Genomic DNA, 13700 nt, shown 5'->3' with positions numbered 1-13700 from the left:
GGCCGCTGAGGTGTGGCTGACGATCGATGCCTCGTGTGGGGGAATTGCAGTAAACGCCGGAACGCCCCGGAGGGGGCGCGTCCGCCGTGCACGTTCATCGGGTAGGCACATGAAGTCTCCGCAGGTCAGCATGGATTCGGCCGGGTTCCCCCTGCCTTCGGCATATGCCAAGGCAGGGGTCCGGAACCGGGCGTTCCGGGCAGGGCATTCCCCCGGTTCCGCCCCCGTGACCCCGCGGTAACAGCCATGATGGGGGGCATGGCGGGCCTCGAAGGAATGGAGCAGCCGCGGCCGCGGAGCGGCTCGGCCGCCGCACGCTGGGGACTTCCCGGAGGTCTTCCCGGTGCGGGCGCCCGGAGCGGCCCGTCCGGCGGCGACCCCGCCGCCCGGGCCCTGGAACTGGTGGGTGATCCCACGCTGGACGAGGTGCGCCTGCCCTCCCGCCCCGAATCGGCCTTCACCGCCCGCCGGCTGGCCCAGTCCGTACTCGTGAAGCGGTGGAACGTCTCCCAGCAACTGACGGAGCACGCCGTACTGTTGGTGTCGGAACTGGTCGGCAACGCCGTCCGGCACACCGGCGCCCGCACTTTCGGGCTGCGGATGCTCCGCCGCCGCGGCTGGATCCGGATAGAGGTCCGCGACCCGTCCCGCGGCCTGCCCTGTCTGATGCCGGTCCACGAGATGGACATCAGCGGTCGCGGCCTCTTCCTCGTGGACAAGCTCTCCGACCGCTGGGGCGTGGATCTGCTGCCGCGCGGCAAGACGACCTGGTTCGAGATGCGGGTCATCGACCGCTGAGCGGCCGCGCCGCGTGCGGGGCCGGTGCGTCCGTACGGCCGTGAAACGCGACTGGGGCCCTCCCGCGCGGTACGCGGGTGAGGCCCCAGTGTCGACCGCCGGCGGGCGAAAGGGGTGTACCCGCGGGGTCAGGGCGACCGTGGCCCGGGTCAATGGGGGGTCGCTGGAACCGACTATCGCAGGCCGGTCGCGACCTTGCCAAAGCGGCAATTGCGGACAAAAAGCGTCGAAGGTTGATCAAACGATGCGCGATCAAAGGTGAGCTACGACACCAGCCTTGCATTTAGTGGTTAGGTAATCGATTCCCTCTATGGTTATGCGAAAAAGAGTATGGGCTATGCACCTAACTCGACGGCGGGGAACGGCGGTCGGTAGCGGGACTTCGGGGCCACGGTCCGTAGGATGGGCGGCCGCACACCGGTGCGCGCCGGTGGGCGCCCGGCAGAGGGAGACGGAAGGAGGCCAGGGGCATGGAACGCGTACGCCGCTCGGCCGCCACGACCCTGCTGCTCCTGCTCGCCGTCACCTTCGCGCCCCTGCTGTGCCGGGTGGGCGGCGTCCCGCCGGAGCCGGTCCGGCCGGCCGCCGTGGCCCAGACCACCGTGCGGGCGGGCGACGGCACCGCGGCCGGACCGGTCGCGCACCACGCCGTCGCCCAGGCGCCGAAGAAGTGCTCCGGCCAGCACGCCCCCAGCCAGAACGAATCGGTCCCGGTCCCCACCCCGAACCGCGGTGAGCCGCTGGCGCCCGCCGCCACCGCACCCGCCCCGTTCGCCGCCGCGGCACCCGCCTGCTTCGCGCTGGCCCGCCCGCCCACCGGGACCGCCCCCGCCACCGACCCCATCGCGCTCCTGCCCGTACTGCGGATTTAGGCCGCTGCCCGTCAGCCCGGCCCGACCTCCTTCTCACCCGGTACGTCTGGAGCATTCCCATGCCCACTTCCTCGTCATCCGCTTCACCCACCCGCAAGATCGCCGCGATCGGCGCCGTCGTCGCCCTGGTGGTGGCACTCGTCGCCATCGGCATCGCCGTCGGCAAGGCCGTCGAAGGCGACTCCGACAGCGGCACGAACACCCCCCGCGCCGCCGCCTCCGTCTCTCCCCAGGAGGACGACGGCCAGCAGCGGCTGTACGACCAGCTCGCACAGCAGACCAGCCGGCGCACGGACGGCGACCCGCTCGCCGTCGGCAAGAAGGACGCCCCGGTCGTCCTCGTCGAGTACGCGGACTACCAGTGCTCGTTCTGCGGGCGCTTCACCCGGGAGACCCAGCCCGAACTGATCAAGAAGTTCGTGGACGACGGCACCCTGCGCATCGAGTTCCGCAACTTCACCATCTACGGCGCCGACTCCGAGCGGGCCGCCCGCGCCTCGTGGGCCGCCGGACAGCAGGGCAAGTTCTGGCAGATGCACGACGAGCTGTACGCCAAGACCAACAAGGGCAGCGCCCTGGCCGAGGACAAGCTCGTCGAGATGGCCCGCAAGAGCGGCGTGGCCGACCTCGACCGGTTCCGCAGCGACCTGAACGGCGCCGCCGCCGCGGCCGCCCTGAAGAAGGACCAGAACGAGGGCTACGGGATCGGCGTCCAGTCCACGCCGTCCTTCCTCGTCAACGGCCGGCCCATCGCGGGGGCCCAGCCCACCGACGTCTTCGAGCAGACGGTCCGCCAGGCCGCCGAGCAGGCGAAGAAGGCCGGAAAGGCCGGGAAGGCCGACGGCGCGGCGAAGGGTGAGGGTTCCGGCAAGGCGGAGGAGCCGGCGAAGTGACGGACATCGGCTACCTCGCCGCCTTCCTCGGCGGCGCCCTCGCCCTGCTCAGCCCGTGCAGCGCCCTGCTGCTGCCCGCCTTCTTCGCCTACTCGCTGTCCCACCCCGGCCGACTGCTGGCCCGTACCGGTGTCTTCTACCTGGGCCTCGCCACCACCCTGGTCCCGCTCGGCGCGGCCAGCACGGCCACCAGCCAGCTTTTCAACGGCCACCGGGACCTGCTCGTCGCCATCGGCGGCTGGGTGGTGATCGCGATGGGCGCCGCCCAGATCCTCGGCCTCGGCTTCGCCTTCAAGCGGGCCCAGCAGGCGGCGGCCCGGATCACGCCGCGCTCGGCGGTGTCCACGTTCCTGCTGGGCTGCGTCTACGGCCTCGCGGGCTTCTGCGCCGGGCCGATCCTGGGCGCGGTGCTGATGGTCACGGCGGTCAGCGGGTCGCCGGTCTACGGCGCGTCCATGCTCGCCGTGTACGCGCTCGGCATGGCCCTGCCGCTGTTCGTGCTCGCCCTGCTCTGGGACCGGTTCTCGCTGGGCAGCCGGGGCTGGCTGCGCGGCCGGGAGTTCGGCGTCGGAAAGCTGCGGCTGCACACCACCTCCCTGGTGTCCGGGCTGTTCTTCATCGGCATCGGTGTCCTGTTCCTCACCTTCAACGGCACCAGCGCCCTGCCCGGCATCCTGGACGCGGACACGGAGGTGCACGTCGAGGAGTGGGCCACCCGGATCGGCAACGCCGTACCGGACTACGTCCTCGTCGCCCTGGTGGCACTCGTCGTCGCGGCCGTACTGGGACGTATCGCACTGCGCCCTGAGAAGAAGCGGCAGGACTGAACGGCCCGGCCGCACGCCCGCCACGTCCGTTCCCCCTCCGCACGCCTGCCGGCCGCCCGGCAGGCGTGCGGACGCGTCTAGGCGCTGCGGCGCAAAGAGTGGTCCTGCCGGTCCCAGTGGTACGGCTGGTGGGGGCCGGCGTCCGCACGGCGACGGCGGTCGTTGCACAGCAGGCACTTGCCGTAACCCGGGGGCAGCGGGTCGTCGGGGTCGCCGTACAGCGGATCGACCGCGCCGTGCGGATGTATGGCGCAGCCGGTCGGGCCGGTCAGTGTGCTCAGCGAGCTGGCGGCGGTCAGCGCCTGCCGCAGGACGTCGACGAGCTGGTCGGCGTCCCGCCGGGTGGGCGCCGCCTGGAGGGAGGAGGCGATGTCGGATGCGGTCGTCAGCGCGGTCTGGAGTTCGCGCAGGTCTGCGTAACCCATGCTCCGGAGCGTAGAGGCCCCCACTGACAGTCGATCTTCCGAGCGCGTTTCACGGCTTCGCATGCACCGTCCATGCCCGCCGTCGGCGACGATCGAGCACCTCGCGGGTGTTCTTCCCCTGTCCGCAGCATGACAGGCGGACGACGTGCGGCGGGGCCGGGCGGGACGGTGCGGGCGCGGAAGCCGGTCCCGGCCTCCGCGCCCCCGCCCGCCGCGACCGCTCAGGGAGCCGTCGGCAGCTCCCGCTTGTGGGCCGTGGCGTGGTAGCGGCGCACGATCGCCTCGTACGCCTGCTCGCCGACCGGCTTGCCCTCCAGGAAGTCGTCGATGTCGTTGTACGTGACACCGAGGGCGTCCTCGTCCGGCTTGCCCGGGTCCAGCGTCTCCAGGTCGGCGGTCGGCACCTTGCGGACCAGCTCGGCCGGGGCGCCCAGCGCGTCGGCGACCGCCCGGACCCGGCGCTTGGTGAGGCCGGTGAGCGGCACCACGTCCGCCGCGCCGTCGCCGTACTTGGTGAAGAAGCCGGAGACCGCCTCGGCCGCGTGGTCGGTGCCCACGACCAGGCCGTCCTGGGCGCCCGCGACCGCGTACTGCGCGATCATCCGCTGCCGGGCCTTGACGTTGCCCTGGACGAAGTCCTGGTGCCGCTCGTCCCGGAAGGTGACCTCACCGGCGAGCGTCGCCTCCAGCATGGCGTCGCTCGCCGGGCGGATGTCCACGGTCAGCACCCGGTCGGGCTTGATGAAGTCCAGCGCGAGCTGCGCATCGTGCTCGTCGGCCTGGACCCCGTACGGCAGCCGCATCGCGTAGAACGTCGCGTCGTGCCCCGCGTCACGGGCCCGCTCCACCGCCAACTGGCACAGCCGGCCGGCCGCGGTGGAGTCCACGCCGCCGCTGATGCCCAGGACGAGCGCGCGCAGGCCCGTGGTCGTCAGCCGTTCCGTGAGGAAGGCCACGCGGCGTTCGATCTCCGCCTGGACGTCGAACGACGCGGACACCTGGAGATCCCGGGCGATCTCCTGCTGCTGGGACGTGGACGCCGGGTCGGTCACGGCTGCTCCTTCGGACGAGGGGCCAGCGCGGTACGCAGGGTGCGTGGTGCTGGTACGGACAGGACTCCTCAGACTCTATGACGGAGAGGCCCATTCCTTCAGGGCGGCCCTGTCCGGGAAGTCGGCCACGTCCTTGTCCAGCGGCCGGTCCGTGTACTGGTGGAAGCGCCACGGCGCCTTGATGCGGGGGTGCCCGGCCGAGACGTAGTCGGCGATCCACAGGCCGTCGCCGGCGTACGAGGTCGTGTCGTGGTTCAGCCAGAAGTCGCGGTTGCAGTACAGGATCACCCGGTGCGTGGGCCGCAGCCGCTTGACCTCCTTCAGGAACTGGTCCTTCTGGGCGTTGCTCGCGTACGTGCCGCCGCCGGTGCGCTCCCAGTCCGCCGCCAGCAGGTCGCCCTCCACGGACGCGCACTTCTCGACGAAGTACTTCGCCTGCGCCGCGATGTTGCCCGGCCACAGGAAGTGGTAGAAGCCCACCACGCAGCCCGCCTTGCGGGCCTTGGCGGCCTGTGCGCCCTGGTGCGGATTGATGTACGAGCGGCCCTCTGTCGCCTTGACGACGACGAAGTCCAGTCCGGTCGCCGAGTACGAGGGGTTGTGGGAGCTGACGTCGACGCCATGCAGCATGTGCGGCCTCCTGCCGACCGAAAACGATCGATTACGATGCGTCACGTGGTGTTATCAGCAGTTCAACATGTCCACGGCATCTCGCGCCAGAGTCTGGCGGCGAACTTCCGCTGATCAACGCGTTGTTGGCGGGCGTACGGCCGCAGTTGACGTTCTTCGACCGGCGATGATCGACTACCGTTCCGGTAGCGATACGTAGGGGTACGGACCCCGGTTCCCGGAAGGGAGCGCGCGGTCCGGCCACCGAGGGGGCGCGTGTCGGCCAGAGAACCGCCGGAGTTCGGCCAGACCGGGCGCCCGCGTGTTTCGGCCGCCCGCCGGCGTGCGCGGCGCAACGAGCCGGAACGCCCCGCGCGAGGCCCGTACCCTCGCTCCAGCAGTTGCCCCTGGCACATCCGTCCGGCACGAACCATCTCTGACCTTGGCAGACTTACCGGATGACGCACGCCGCACGACGCCCCGACGGCGCCCGCCTCGTCCACCCTCTCCCGTTCCGGCCCACCACCGCGCTCCTCCTGCCCCGGGTGGAGGCCCGGTGACGCCGTCCGAAACCCGCCCGCGACGGCCGCGCGTCCCCGGCACGCTCCGTGCCGCCGCCCTGTGCGCCCTGCTCCTCACCGTCACCGCCGCGCTGCTCGCCGCGCACGGCTGGGCCCCGCTCGGTCCGGAACGGGCGGCGCACGCCTGGGCCGTGGCCCACCGGACGGACGCGGCGGCCGCGGCCGCCCTCGTGATCACGGCCACCGGCTCCGGCCCCGTCCCGTACGCGCTGGCCCTCCTGTCGGGCGCGCTCGCCGGCCGGACCCCGCGCGAGCGCCTGCACACGGCCGCCACCGCCCTCGCCGTCCTCCTCCTCGGCCAAGCGGTCCGGTACGGCCTGATGGAACTGATCACCCGCCCACGCCCCTCCGAGGCCGACTGGACCGCCCGCGCCACCGGCCACTCCTTCCCCTCCGGGCACTCCACGACCTCCCTCCTGGTGGCCGGCATCCTCGCGTGGGCGGTGCTGACCCGCCTCCACCGGACACCCGCCCGCCGCCTGACCCTCACACTCCTCGGCATCTGGGCGGCGTCGGTCGGCGCCACACGCGTCTACCTGGGCGTCCACTGGCCCGGTGACGTGCTCGCGGGCTGGCTGTTCGCCGCCGCCTGGCTCTCCCTCACCCTCCACCTCGTACGAACAGGCCGCCTGCCGGTCCCACGCGCCCCTGCCTCCCCGCGCACCCCCACCACCGCCCCACAGCCCCCGAACTGTTCATGACCAGCCCAGATGTTCACCAAGGACGGCATGGAACGGCACGGAGCCGAGCAACACCCCGTGGCCCCGAACGCACCGCCGACCCAGGGCGAGCCCCTCCATGGACAACCGACCCGACCGCACACCACCACGCTGCCCCGCCGCCCCGCCGCCGGACCCGACCCCGTGCGAAGAACCGCACGACGCGGCCACGATCATCCACCCCACCGACCGGGAGATCGCGGGCTGCGTCCACCACTGCGCCCGGGCCCTGGCCGGCCTGGAGGGCGCCCGCGTCCGCCCGTTCATCCCGGCGGGCAGCGCCATGGAGATCTGCCTCAGGTCCCGCGAACTGCCATCGTTCGCCTGGGAGATAGGCGGGTAAGGCATCGAACGTGCAGGTCGGCAGGCATTGTCAGTGCCGGGCCGTAGTCTGCGGGCATGACGACGAACGGGGAAGCGGACGCCGGGACCGGCACCGCACGGCAGCCGGCGCCGGGCGTCCAGCCGTACTACGCGCAGGCGGCCGAAGCACTGGCCGAGCGGTACGAGAGCGTCCGCTTCGAGACGGTGCACCGGGACTTCCTGCCCCTGCTGCCCACGGCCCCCGCCCGCGTGGCCGACATCGGCGCGGGCACCGGCCGGGACGCCGCCGCCCTGGCCACCCTCGGCCACGAAGTTCTCGCTGTCGAGCCCGTACCGGAACTGCGCCGCGTCGCCCGCCGTCTGCATCCTTCGCCATCGATCCACTGGCTCGCGGACTCCCTGCCGGACCTGGCCCGGCTGGAGGGAGAGGCCGGGAGTTTCGACCTCGTCCTCCTCTCCGCCGTATGGATGCACCTGGAAGAGCCGGACCGCCCGGCCGCGATGCGCCGCCTGCACACCCTCCTCGCCCCGGGCGGCCGCCTGCTCATCTCCCTACGCCACGGCCCCCCGCCCGCCGGCCGCAGGATGTACAACATCCCCGCCCCCGAAACCGTCACCCTGGCCACCCACCACGGCCTGCGCCCCCTCCGGAAGACCACCGGCACGGACCACCTCGGCCGCGACGCCGTCCACTGGTCGTCCCTGGCCTTCGAGAAGGAGCGGGCATGACCCAGGACGACTTCTACGCCGCCGAACCGTCCGCCCGCGCATCGTGGCGGATGTCCATCCTGATGGGCCGCAACGCCCGTACCTACAAGTTCGCCCTCGGCGACGCCCTGCTCCATCACGCGGCCCAGGGCCACACGGACATCCCGCTGCGCGACCTGGCCGCCTCGTACGCGATGGCGTTCCTCGAACGCCAAGCTCCCCAGGCTCCGGGGAGCGCGGAGGCGCTCGGCGCGACGGACTTCCTGACCGTGACGGCGCAGGAAAGCGCGGAGTCCCGTCGGCTCGGCCGCCCCACCGACCGACTGCTGGACGCCGCGGAGCGGTCGATACCGGGGATGGTCATGCTGAAGTTCCACAACCACGGTGGCGGCGAGGTGCCGCACCGCTTCTACGACCTCGCCGGCCGCGGGCGTCACCGCACGGTGCGGCTCAGCCCGGCCCTCGGCCAGGTGGCGCGCTCGTACGAGCGGGACGGGCTCCGCGCGGAGCTGGACGCTCGCTGGAGCATCGTGGAGAACTGCTTCGCGACCGGCGTAGGCCGCAGCCTGATCGAGGAGGGCATCCACGTCGACCTGGACACCCTGCACGTCACGGACCGGTACCGGCGCCGCTCGGTCACCGGCGTGGCCGAGGCCGTGGCCGGGTTCCAGCACGGGCGCTGCCACATCTGCGACGAGCCGCTGGACCCCGGCACGCGGACCGCCGTGGACCACGTCTTCCCGCACGCCCTGATGCGCCGCTTCGCCAGCGTCGGCGGCTGGCGCGGCCCCGACCTGGACAGCCTGTGGAACCTCGCGGTGGCCCACGCGAAGTGCAACGGGGAGAAGAGCGACCGCCTGCCGAAGCCCGCCGAACTGACCCGCCTGGCCCGCCGCAACGAAGCGATCATGCGCTCCCCGTGGCCCCTCCACACCACCCTCCGCCGCACCCTGCAGCACGCGATCCCCGGCCGCCGAATACCGAACTGGACCGCGTTCCTGCAAGAGGTCGGCAAGGTGTGTGCCTAGGCCGTCGGACCGAGGAAGGGAAAGCCGCCCACCGGCCGGGGTGCGGGGACGCGCGGAGGGTTCCCTGCGGCGCACCCCCGAGCCCTCACCCACCGGCCCTGGGCGCGGAGACACGCCCCGTCAGCCGGCGATCCGGCCCCGAAGAGCCCTCAGCACTCGATGATGTTGACCGCCAGCCCGCCCCGGGCCGTCTCCTTGTACTTGACGCTCATGTCGGCGCCGGTGTCCTTCATGGTCTTGATGACCTTGTCGAGGGAGACGTGGTGGCGGCCGTCGCCGCGCAGGGCCATGCGGGCGGCGGTGACGGCCTTGACGGCGGCCATGCCGTTGCGTTCGATGCACGGGATCTGGACGAGGCCGCCGACCGGGTCGCAGGTCAGGCCGAGGTTGTGTTCCATGCCGATCTCGGCCGCGTTCTCGACCTGCTCGGGGGTGCCGCCGAGGACCTCGGCGAGGCCGCCGGCCGCCATCGAGCAGGCCGAGCCGACCTCGCCCTGGCAGCCGACCTCGGCGCCGGAGATGGAGGCGTTCTCCTTGAAGAGCATGCCGATGGCGGAGGCGGCGAGCAGGAAGCGGACGACGCCCTCCTCGTCGGCGCCGGGCACGAAGTTGACGTAGTAGTGCAGGACGGCGGGGATGATGCCGGCCGCGCCGTTGGTGGGGGCGGTGACGACCCGGCCGCCGGCCGCGTTCTCCTCGTTGACGGCCATCGCGTAGAGGGTGGTCCACTCCATCGCGTGAGCCTCGGCGTTGCCCTCGGCGCGCAGCGCGCGGGCGCCGTTGGCGGCGCGGCGGCGTACCTTCAGGCCGCCGGGCAGGATGCCCTCGCGGGACGTGCCGCGGGACACGCACGACTGCATGACCTGCCAGATCTCCAGCAGCCCGGCGCGGATCTCGTCCTCCGTACGCCAGGCCTTCTCGTTCTCCAGCATGAGGGCGGAGATGGACAGGCCGGTCTCGCGGGAGAGGCGCAGCAGCTCGTCGCCGGTGCGGAAGGGGTACTTCAGGACCGTGTCGTCGAGCTTGATGCGGTCCTCGCCGACCGCGTCCTCGTCGACGACGAAGCCGCCGCCGACGGAGTAGTAGGTCTTCTCCAGCAGGGGCGCGCCGCCCGCGTCGTAGGCGAAGAGGGTCATGCCGTTGGCGTGGTACGGCAGGGAGCGGCGGCGGTGCAGGATCAGCTCGGTCGACTCGTCGAAGGCGATCTCGTGGTCGCTGCCTATCTCCGCGCCGAGCAGCCGCAGCCGCCCGCTCTTGCGGATCCGCTCGACCTCGTCGTCGGCGGTCTCGACGTCCACGGTGCGGGGGGAGTGGCCCTCCAGGCCGAGCAGGACGGCCTTGGGGGTGCCGTGGCCGTGGCCGGTGGCGCCGAGGGAGCCGAAGAGTTCGGCCCGTACCGCCGTCGTCTGGGCGAGCAGCCCGTCCTTCTTGAGCCGCCCGACGAACATCCGGGCGGCGCGCATCGGGCCGACGGTGTGGGAGCTGGACGGGCCGATGCCGATGGAGAAGAGGTCGAAGACGGAGATGGCCACGGTGGCGGACTCCCTTGTCTGCTCGTGGTGGACGGTGGAGCAAATCGGGCTGAAGGGGCGGACGAAACGGGAGGTACGTTTCTGCGCCGACTGTCGAGCCTAACCCGGACGGCGCACAGACTCTCAGACGGAGGCCATCGGACGGTTGTCCTCCGGCGCAACGGCAGAAGACGCAGGGGAGTCGCTGCCGGTGTCGAGGGCGGGGTCGGTGCCGGTCAGACCGGTCTCGTGGGCACGGACCCCGGCGCGTACGGCCCAGAAGTAGAAGGCGACGGCGGAGAGCGCGACCAGGGCGATGTCCAGGCCGCCGGGGATGACGCCGTGGCCGCCGAAGTCCGGGCTGCCGAGCGCGGACACCGCGGACATCCAGGCGAGGAAGCCGACCAGCCACCAGGCGGGCGCGAACTGCCTGCGCAGCTTCGTCCCGCCGCGCCGCCGCAGCACCACCGCGGCGACCGGCGCGGCGACGAGCGTCAGCAGCGCGACCTTGCCGGTGTCCGGCCACTTCGACCAGTACAGCGCGCACGCCGCGAAGGCGAAGGTGACGGGGCACAGCACCTTCGCGGCGGGCAGCCGGAACGGGCGCGGCAGGTCCGGCCTGGTCTGCCGGAAGACGCCGACCGCGATCGGCCCGATGAGGTACGAGATGACCATGGCGGCCGAGACCACACTGGCCAGCGCGTTCCAGCTCCGGCCGACGGTGATCAGCAGCAGGACCGAGAAGCCGAGGTTGAGCCACATCGCGGGCCGGGCGGTTCCGTACCGGGGGTGGACGGCGGCCAGTTTCCGGGGGAAGAAGCCGGTCTCGGCGAGGTTCTGGACCATGTACGCGGCGGACGCGACGTTGGCGATGTTGGAGCCGGCCGGCGAGATGAAGGCACCGAACTGGAGCATCGTGACGACCCAGTGCAGCATCAGGATCTTGGCCAGGTCGGCGAAGGGCGAGTTGAAGTTCACCCCGTGCCAGCCGCCGGCCTGTGCCAGCTGCTCCGGCGGTACGGCGCCGAGGAAAGCGGCCTGCAGGGCCAGGTAGATCACCAGACCCAGCGAGAGCGCGCCGACCAGCGCGACCGGGATGGCCCGGCCGGGGTTCTCGGCGGCGCCGCCGAGGTTGACCACGGCCTGGAAGCCGTTGAAGGCGAAGACCACGCCGCAGGTGGTCACGGCGGTGAGCACGGCCGGCCAGCCGTACGGGGCGAAGCCGCCGTGCGCGGTGAAGTTCGAGGTGTGGAAGCCGGAGGCGATCAGCGCGGCCACGGCCAGCACCGGGATCGCGAACTTGACCAGCGTCAGGACCGTGTTGGCGCGGGCCAGCAGTTGGACCGACCAGTAGCAGGTCAGCCACAGCGCGAAGGTCAGCAGCAGCGCGACGCCGCTCCCGGCGAGGGTGAGGTGGTTGGTGGCCGGGTCGACGAGGCCCCGGGCCCAGCCGAAGCCCCAGGAGGACATGTACTGGGTGGCCGCGATGGACTCGATCGGGATCAGCGAGGCGACCGCGATCCACACCGCCCAGCCGGTCAGGAAGCCGAGCACGGGGCCGTGCGAGAGGTGGCCGTAGCGGGCCATGCCGCCGGGGATCGGGTACGCGGCCCCGACCTCGGCGTAGGACATCGCGATCATGCCGATGAAGACGGCGCCGATGACCCAGGCGACCAGCGCCGCGGGCCCCGCGACCTGCGCGGCGGAACCGGCGCCGAAGAGCCAGCCGGAGCCGAAGATCGAACCGATGCCGATCATGGTCAGGGCGAAGAGGCCGATCCCCTTGCGGTTGCCCGCGCTCATGTCCATTGCCGTACGTGTTCCGTCCTGCTGTGGTGCGAAGGACCCCGCGTCGTTGAGGGGTCGGTTCTCAGCCTATGGGGCGGAAAATCACCGTAAGGCGGACGGAAAAGCCGCGCGCCCGAGGTCAACGACCCCGGGCGCACGGCCTGTTCACCCCGGGGGCACCGCCGCGGCGGCACCTTCCGGGGCGCACTTCATGAAACGCGTCACACGGCACACCGCGCGGCCGCGGGCCGCGTGGCGCGGATCACAGCGACGGGTACAGCGGGTGCTTCCCGGCCAGGGTGGTCACCCGGGCCTTCAGCGCCTCGGCGTCGTACGACGGCTTGAGCGCCTCGGCGATGATGTCGGCGACCTCGCGGAAGTCCTCCGCCTGGAAGCCGCGGGTGGCCAGCGCCGGGGTGCCGATCCGCAGGCCCGAGGTGACCATCGGGGGGCGCGGGTCGTTCGGCACGGCGTTGCGGTTGACCGTGATGCCGACCTCGTGGAGGCGGTCCTCGGCCTGCTGGCCGTCCAGCTCACTGTTGCGCAGGTCCACCAGGACCAGGTGCACGTCGGTGCCGCCGGACAGGACGGAGACGCCGTGCTCGGTGATGTCGGACTGCGTCAGACGCTCGGCGAGGATGCGCGCGCCGTCCAGGGTGCGCTGCTGGCGCTCCTTGAACTCCTCGCTCGCCGCGACCTTGAAGGACACCGCCTTCGCCGCGATGACGTGCTCCAGCGGGCCGCCCTGCTGGCCCGGGAAGACCGCCGAGTTGATCTTCTTGGCGAGTTCCTGGGTGGACAGGATCACACCGCCGCGCGGACCGCCGAGGGTCTTGTGCGTGGTGGTGGTCACGACGTGGGCGTGCGGCACCGGGTTGGGGTGCAGCCCGGCCGCCACCAGCCCGGCGAAGTGCGCCATGTCGACCATCAGGTACGCGCCGACCTCGTCGGCGATCCGGCGGAAGGCCGCGAAGTCCAGCTGGCGCGGGTACGCGGACCAGCCGGCCACGATGAGCTGCGGACGGGTCTCCTTGGCCAGGCGCTCGACCTCGCCCATGTCGACCTGACCGGACTCCTCGTCGACGTGGTAGGGCACCACGTTGTAGAGCTTGCCGGAGAAGTTGATCTTCATGCCGTGGGTCAGGTGCCCGCCGTGCGCGAGGTTCAGGCCCATGATCGTGTCGCCCGGCTTGAGCAGCGCGAACATCGCGGCCGCGTTGGCCTGCGCGCCGGAGTGCGGCTGCACGTTCGCGGCCTCGGCCCCGAACAGCGCCTTGATGCGGTCGATGGCGATCCGCTCGACCACGTCGACGTGCTCGCAGCCGCCGTAGTAGCGGCGGCCCGGGTAGCCCTCGGCGTACTTGTTGGTGAGGACCGAGCCCTGGGCCTCCATGACGGCGGCCGGGGCGAAGTTCTCCGACGCGATCATTTCGAGGGTGGACTGCTGACGGTGGAGCTCGGCGTCGACGGCGGCGGCGACGTCGGGGTCGAGCTCGTGGAGTGAGCTGTTCAGAAGCGACATGACTCTTCCTGGGGGTACGCGGGGCACGGGGCCCCGCCAGGCG

The 13700-nt window shown here is 71.9% G+C and carries 14 protein-coding genes; 8 read left to right on the top strand and 6 right to left on the bottom strand.

The features are described from left to right. The first annotated feature begins 246 nt into the window (after nt 1–246). From AB0A97_RS08155 to AB0A97_RS08140, 4 genes are all read left to right on the top strand, one after another. The gene (locus AB0A97_RS08155; RefSeq protein WP_361146199.1) at nt 247–798 is read left to right on the top strand and encodes an ATP-binding protein; all 552 of its coding nucleotides are present in this window, start codon (nt 247–249) and stop codon (nt 796–798) included. Between the two features lie 470 nt (nt 799–1268). Next, nucleotides 1269–1670 (top strand): hypothetical protein, encoded by a 402-nt coding sequence (locus tag AB0A97_RS08150; RefSeq protein WP_361146196.1) that lies wholly within the window; start codon nt 1269–1271, stop codon nt 1668–1670. A 59-nt stretch (nt 1671–1729) separates the two neighbouring features. Then, a complete protein-coding gene (locus AB0A97_RS08145; RefSeq protein WP_361146193.1) occupies nt 1730–2563 on the top strand; it encodes a DsbA family protein in 834 nt (277 codons plus the stop codon). Beyond that, complete coding sequence (locus AB0A97_RS08140) at nt 2560–3390, top strand: cytochrome c biogenesis CcdA family protein (protein ID WP_361146191.1); 831 nt, start codon at nt 2560–2562, stop codon at nt 3388–3390. The genes AB0A97_RS08145 and AB0A97_RS08140 overlap by 4 nt, the downstream gene beginning before the upstream one ends. Before the next feature lie 77 nt (nt 3391–3467). Here the strand turns inward: AB0A97_RS08140 and AB0A97_RS08135 are convergent, their stop codons facing one another. The 3 genes from AB0A97_RS08135 to AB0A97_RS08125 form a co-directional block, all read right to left on the bottom strand. Next, nucleotides 3468–3815 (bottom strand): hypothetical protein, encoded by a 348-nt coding sequence (locus AB0A97_RS08135; protein ID WP_125044867.1) that lies wholly within the window; start codon nt 3813–3815, stop codon nt 3468–3470. Nucleotides 3816–4036: 221 nt separating this feature from the next. Further along, nucleotides 4037–4867, bottom strand: a complete 831-nt coding sequence (nadE, locus tag AB0A97_RS08130; protein ID WP_361146188.1) for an ammonia-dependent NAD(+) synthetase — start codon at nt 4865–4867, stop codon at nt 4037–4039. Between the two features lie 75 nt (nt 4868–4942). Beyond that, the gene (locus tag AB0A97_RS08125) at nt 4943–5497 is read right to left on the bottom strand and encodes a GH25 family lysozyme (protein WP_361146186.1); all 555 of its coding nucleotides are present in this window, start codon (nt 5495–5497) and stop codon (nt 4943–4945) included. Between the two features lie 535 nt (nt 5498–6032). On the opposite strand from AB0A97_RS08125, the gene AB0A97_RS08120 reads away from it, so the two are divergent. The 4 genes from AB0A97_RS08120 to AB0A97_RS08105 all read left to right on the top strand — a co-directional run bounded on the left by AB0A97_RS08120 (nt 6033) and on the right by AB0A97_RS08105 (nt 8836). Further along, entirely contained in the window at nt 6033–6758 is a 726-nt protein-coding gene (locus AB0A97_RS08120) for a phosphatase PAP2 family protein (protein ID WP_361146183.1), read from the top strand. 97 nt (nt 6759–6855) lie between these two features. Beyond that, nucleotides 6856–7119, top strand: coding sequence for a hypothetical protein (locus AB0A97_RS08115; protein ID WP_361146181.1), 264 nt, complete (start codon nt 6856–6858; stop codon nt 7117–7119). A gap of 56 nt (nt 7120–7175) precedes the next feature. After that, the gene (locus tag AB0A97_RS08110; RefSeq protein ID WP_361146178.1) at nt 7176–7829 is read left to right on the top strand and encodes a class I SAM-dependent methyltransferase; all 654 of its coding nucleotides are present in this window, start codon (nt 7176–7178) and stop codon (nt 7827–7829) included. After that, a complete protein-coding gene (locus AB0A97_RS08105; RefSeq protein ID WP_361146175.1) occupies nt 7826–8836 on the top strand; it encodes an HNH endonuclease in 1011 nt (336 codons plus the stop codon). Before AB0A97_RS08110 ends, AB0A97_RS08105 begins: the two co-directional genes overlap by 4 nt. A gap of 149 nt (nt 8837–8985) precedes the next feature. Here the strand turns inward: AB0A97_RS08105 and AB0A97_RS08100 are convergent, their stop codons facing one another. The 3 genes from AB0A97_RS08100 to glyA form a co-directional block, all read right to left on the bottom strand. Beyond that, nucleotides 8986–10368 (bottom strand): L-serine ammonia-lyase, encoded by a 1383-nt coding sequence (locus AB0A97_RS08100; RefSeq protein ID WP_361146173.1) that lies wholly within the window; start codon nt 10366–10368, stop codon nt 8986–8988. 123 nt (nt 10369–10491) lie between these two features. Continuing rightward, on the bottom strand, nt 10492–12156 hold the full coding sequence (locus AB0A97_RS08095; protein WP_361146170.1) for an APC family permease: 1665 nt from the start codon (nt 12154–12156) through the stop codon (nt 10492–10494). Nucleotides 12157–12397: 241 nt separating this feature from the next. Further along, entirely contained in the window at nt 12398–13657 is a 1260-nt protein-coding gene (gene glyA / locus AB0A97_RS08090) for a serine hydroxymethyltransferase (RefSeq protein ID WP_361146167.1), read from the bottom strand. Nucleotides 13658–13700 lie beyond the last annotated feature (43 nt).

The organism is Streptomyces sp. NPDC045470, assembly GCF_040646595.1.
Taxonomy (GTDB): Bacteria; Actinomycetota; Actinomycetes; order Streptomycetales; family Streptomycetaceae; genus Streptomyces.
This window is presented reverse-complemented; position numbering and strand designations above follow the sequence as displayed.

What these genes read in the sequence shown, in the direction of transcription:
- AB0A97_RS08155 (WP_361146199.1), top strand. Translation starts at nt 247, where the DNA reads ATGATGGGGGGCATGGCGGGCCTCGAAGGAATGGAGCAGCCGCGGCCG.
- AB0A97_RS08150 (WP_361146196.1), top strand. Translation starts at nt 1,269, where the DNA reads ATGGAACGCGTACGCCGCTCGGCCGCCACGACCCTGCTGCTCCTGCTC.
- AB0A97_RS08145 (WP_361146193.1), top strand. Translation starts at nt 1,730, where the DNA reads ATGCCCACTTCCTCGTCATCCGCTTCACCCACCCGCAAGATCGCCGCG.
- AB0A97_RS08135 (WP_125044867.1), bottom strand. Translation starts at nt 3,815, where the DNA reads ATGGGTTACGCAGACCTGCGCGAACTCCAGACCGCGCTGACGACCGCA.
- AB0A97_RS08125 (WP_361146186.1), bottom strand. Translation starts at nt 5,497, where the DNA reads ATGCTGCATGGCGTCGACGTCAGCTCCCACAACCCCTCGTACTCGGCG.
- AB0A97_RS08115 (WP_361146181.1), top strand. Translation starts at nt 6,856, where the DNA reads ATGGACAACCGACCCGACCGCACACCACCACGCTGCCCCGCCGCCCCG.
- AB0A97_RS08110 (WP_361146178.1), top strand. Translation starts at nt 7,176, where the DNA reads ATGACGACGAACGGGGAAGCGGACGCCGGGACCGGCACCGCACGGCAG.
- AB0A97_RS08105 (WP_361146175.1), top strand. Translation starts at nt 7,826, where the DNA reads ATGACCCAGGACGACTTCTACGCCGCCGAACCGTCCGCCCGCGCATCG.
- AB0A97_RS08095 (WP_361146170.1), bottom strand. Translation starts at nt 12,156, where the DNA reads ATGGACATGAGCGCGGGCAACCGCAAGGGGATCGGCCTCTTCGCCCTG.
- glyA (WP_361146167.1), bottom strand. Translation starts at nt 13,657, where the DNA reads ATGTCGCTTCTGAACAGCTCACTCCACGAGCTCGACCCCGACGTCGCC.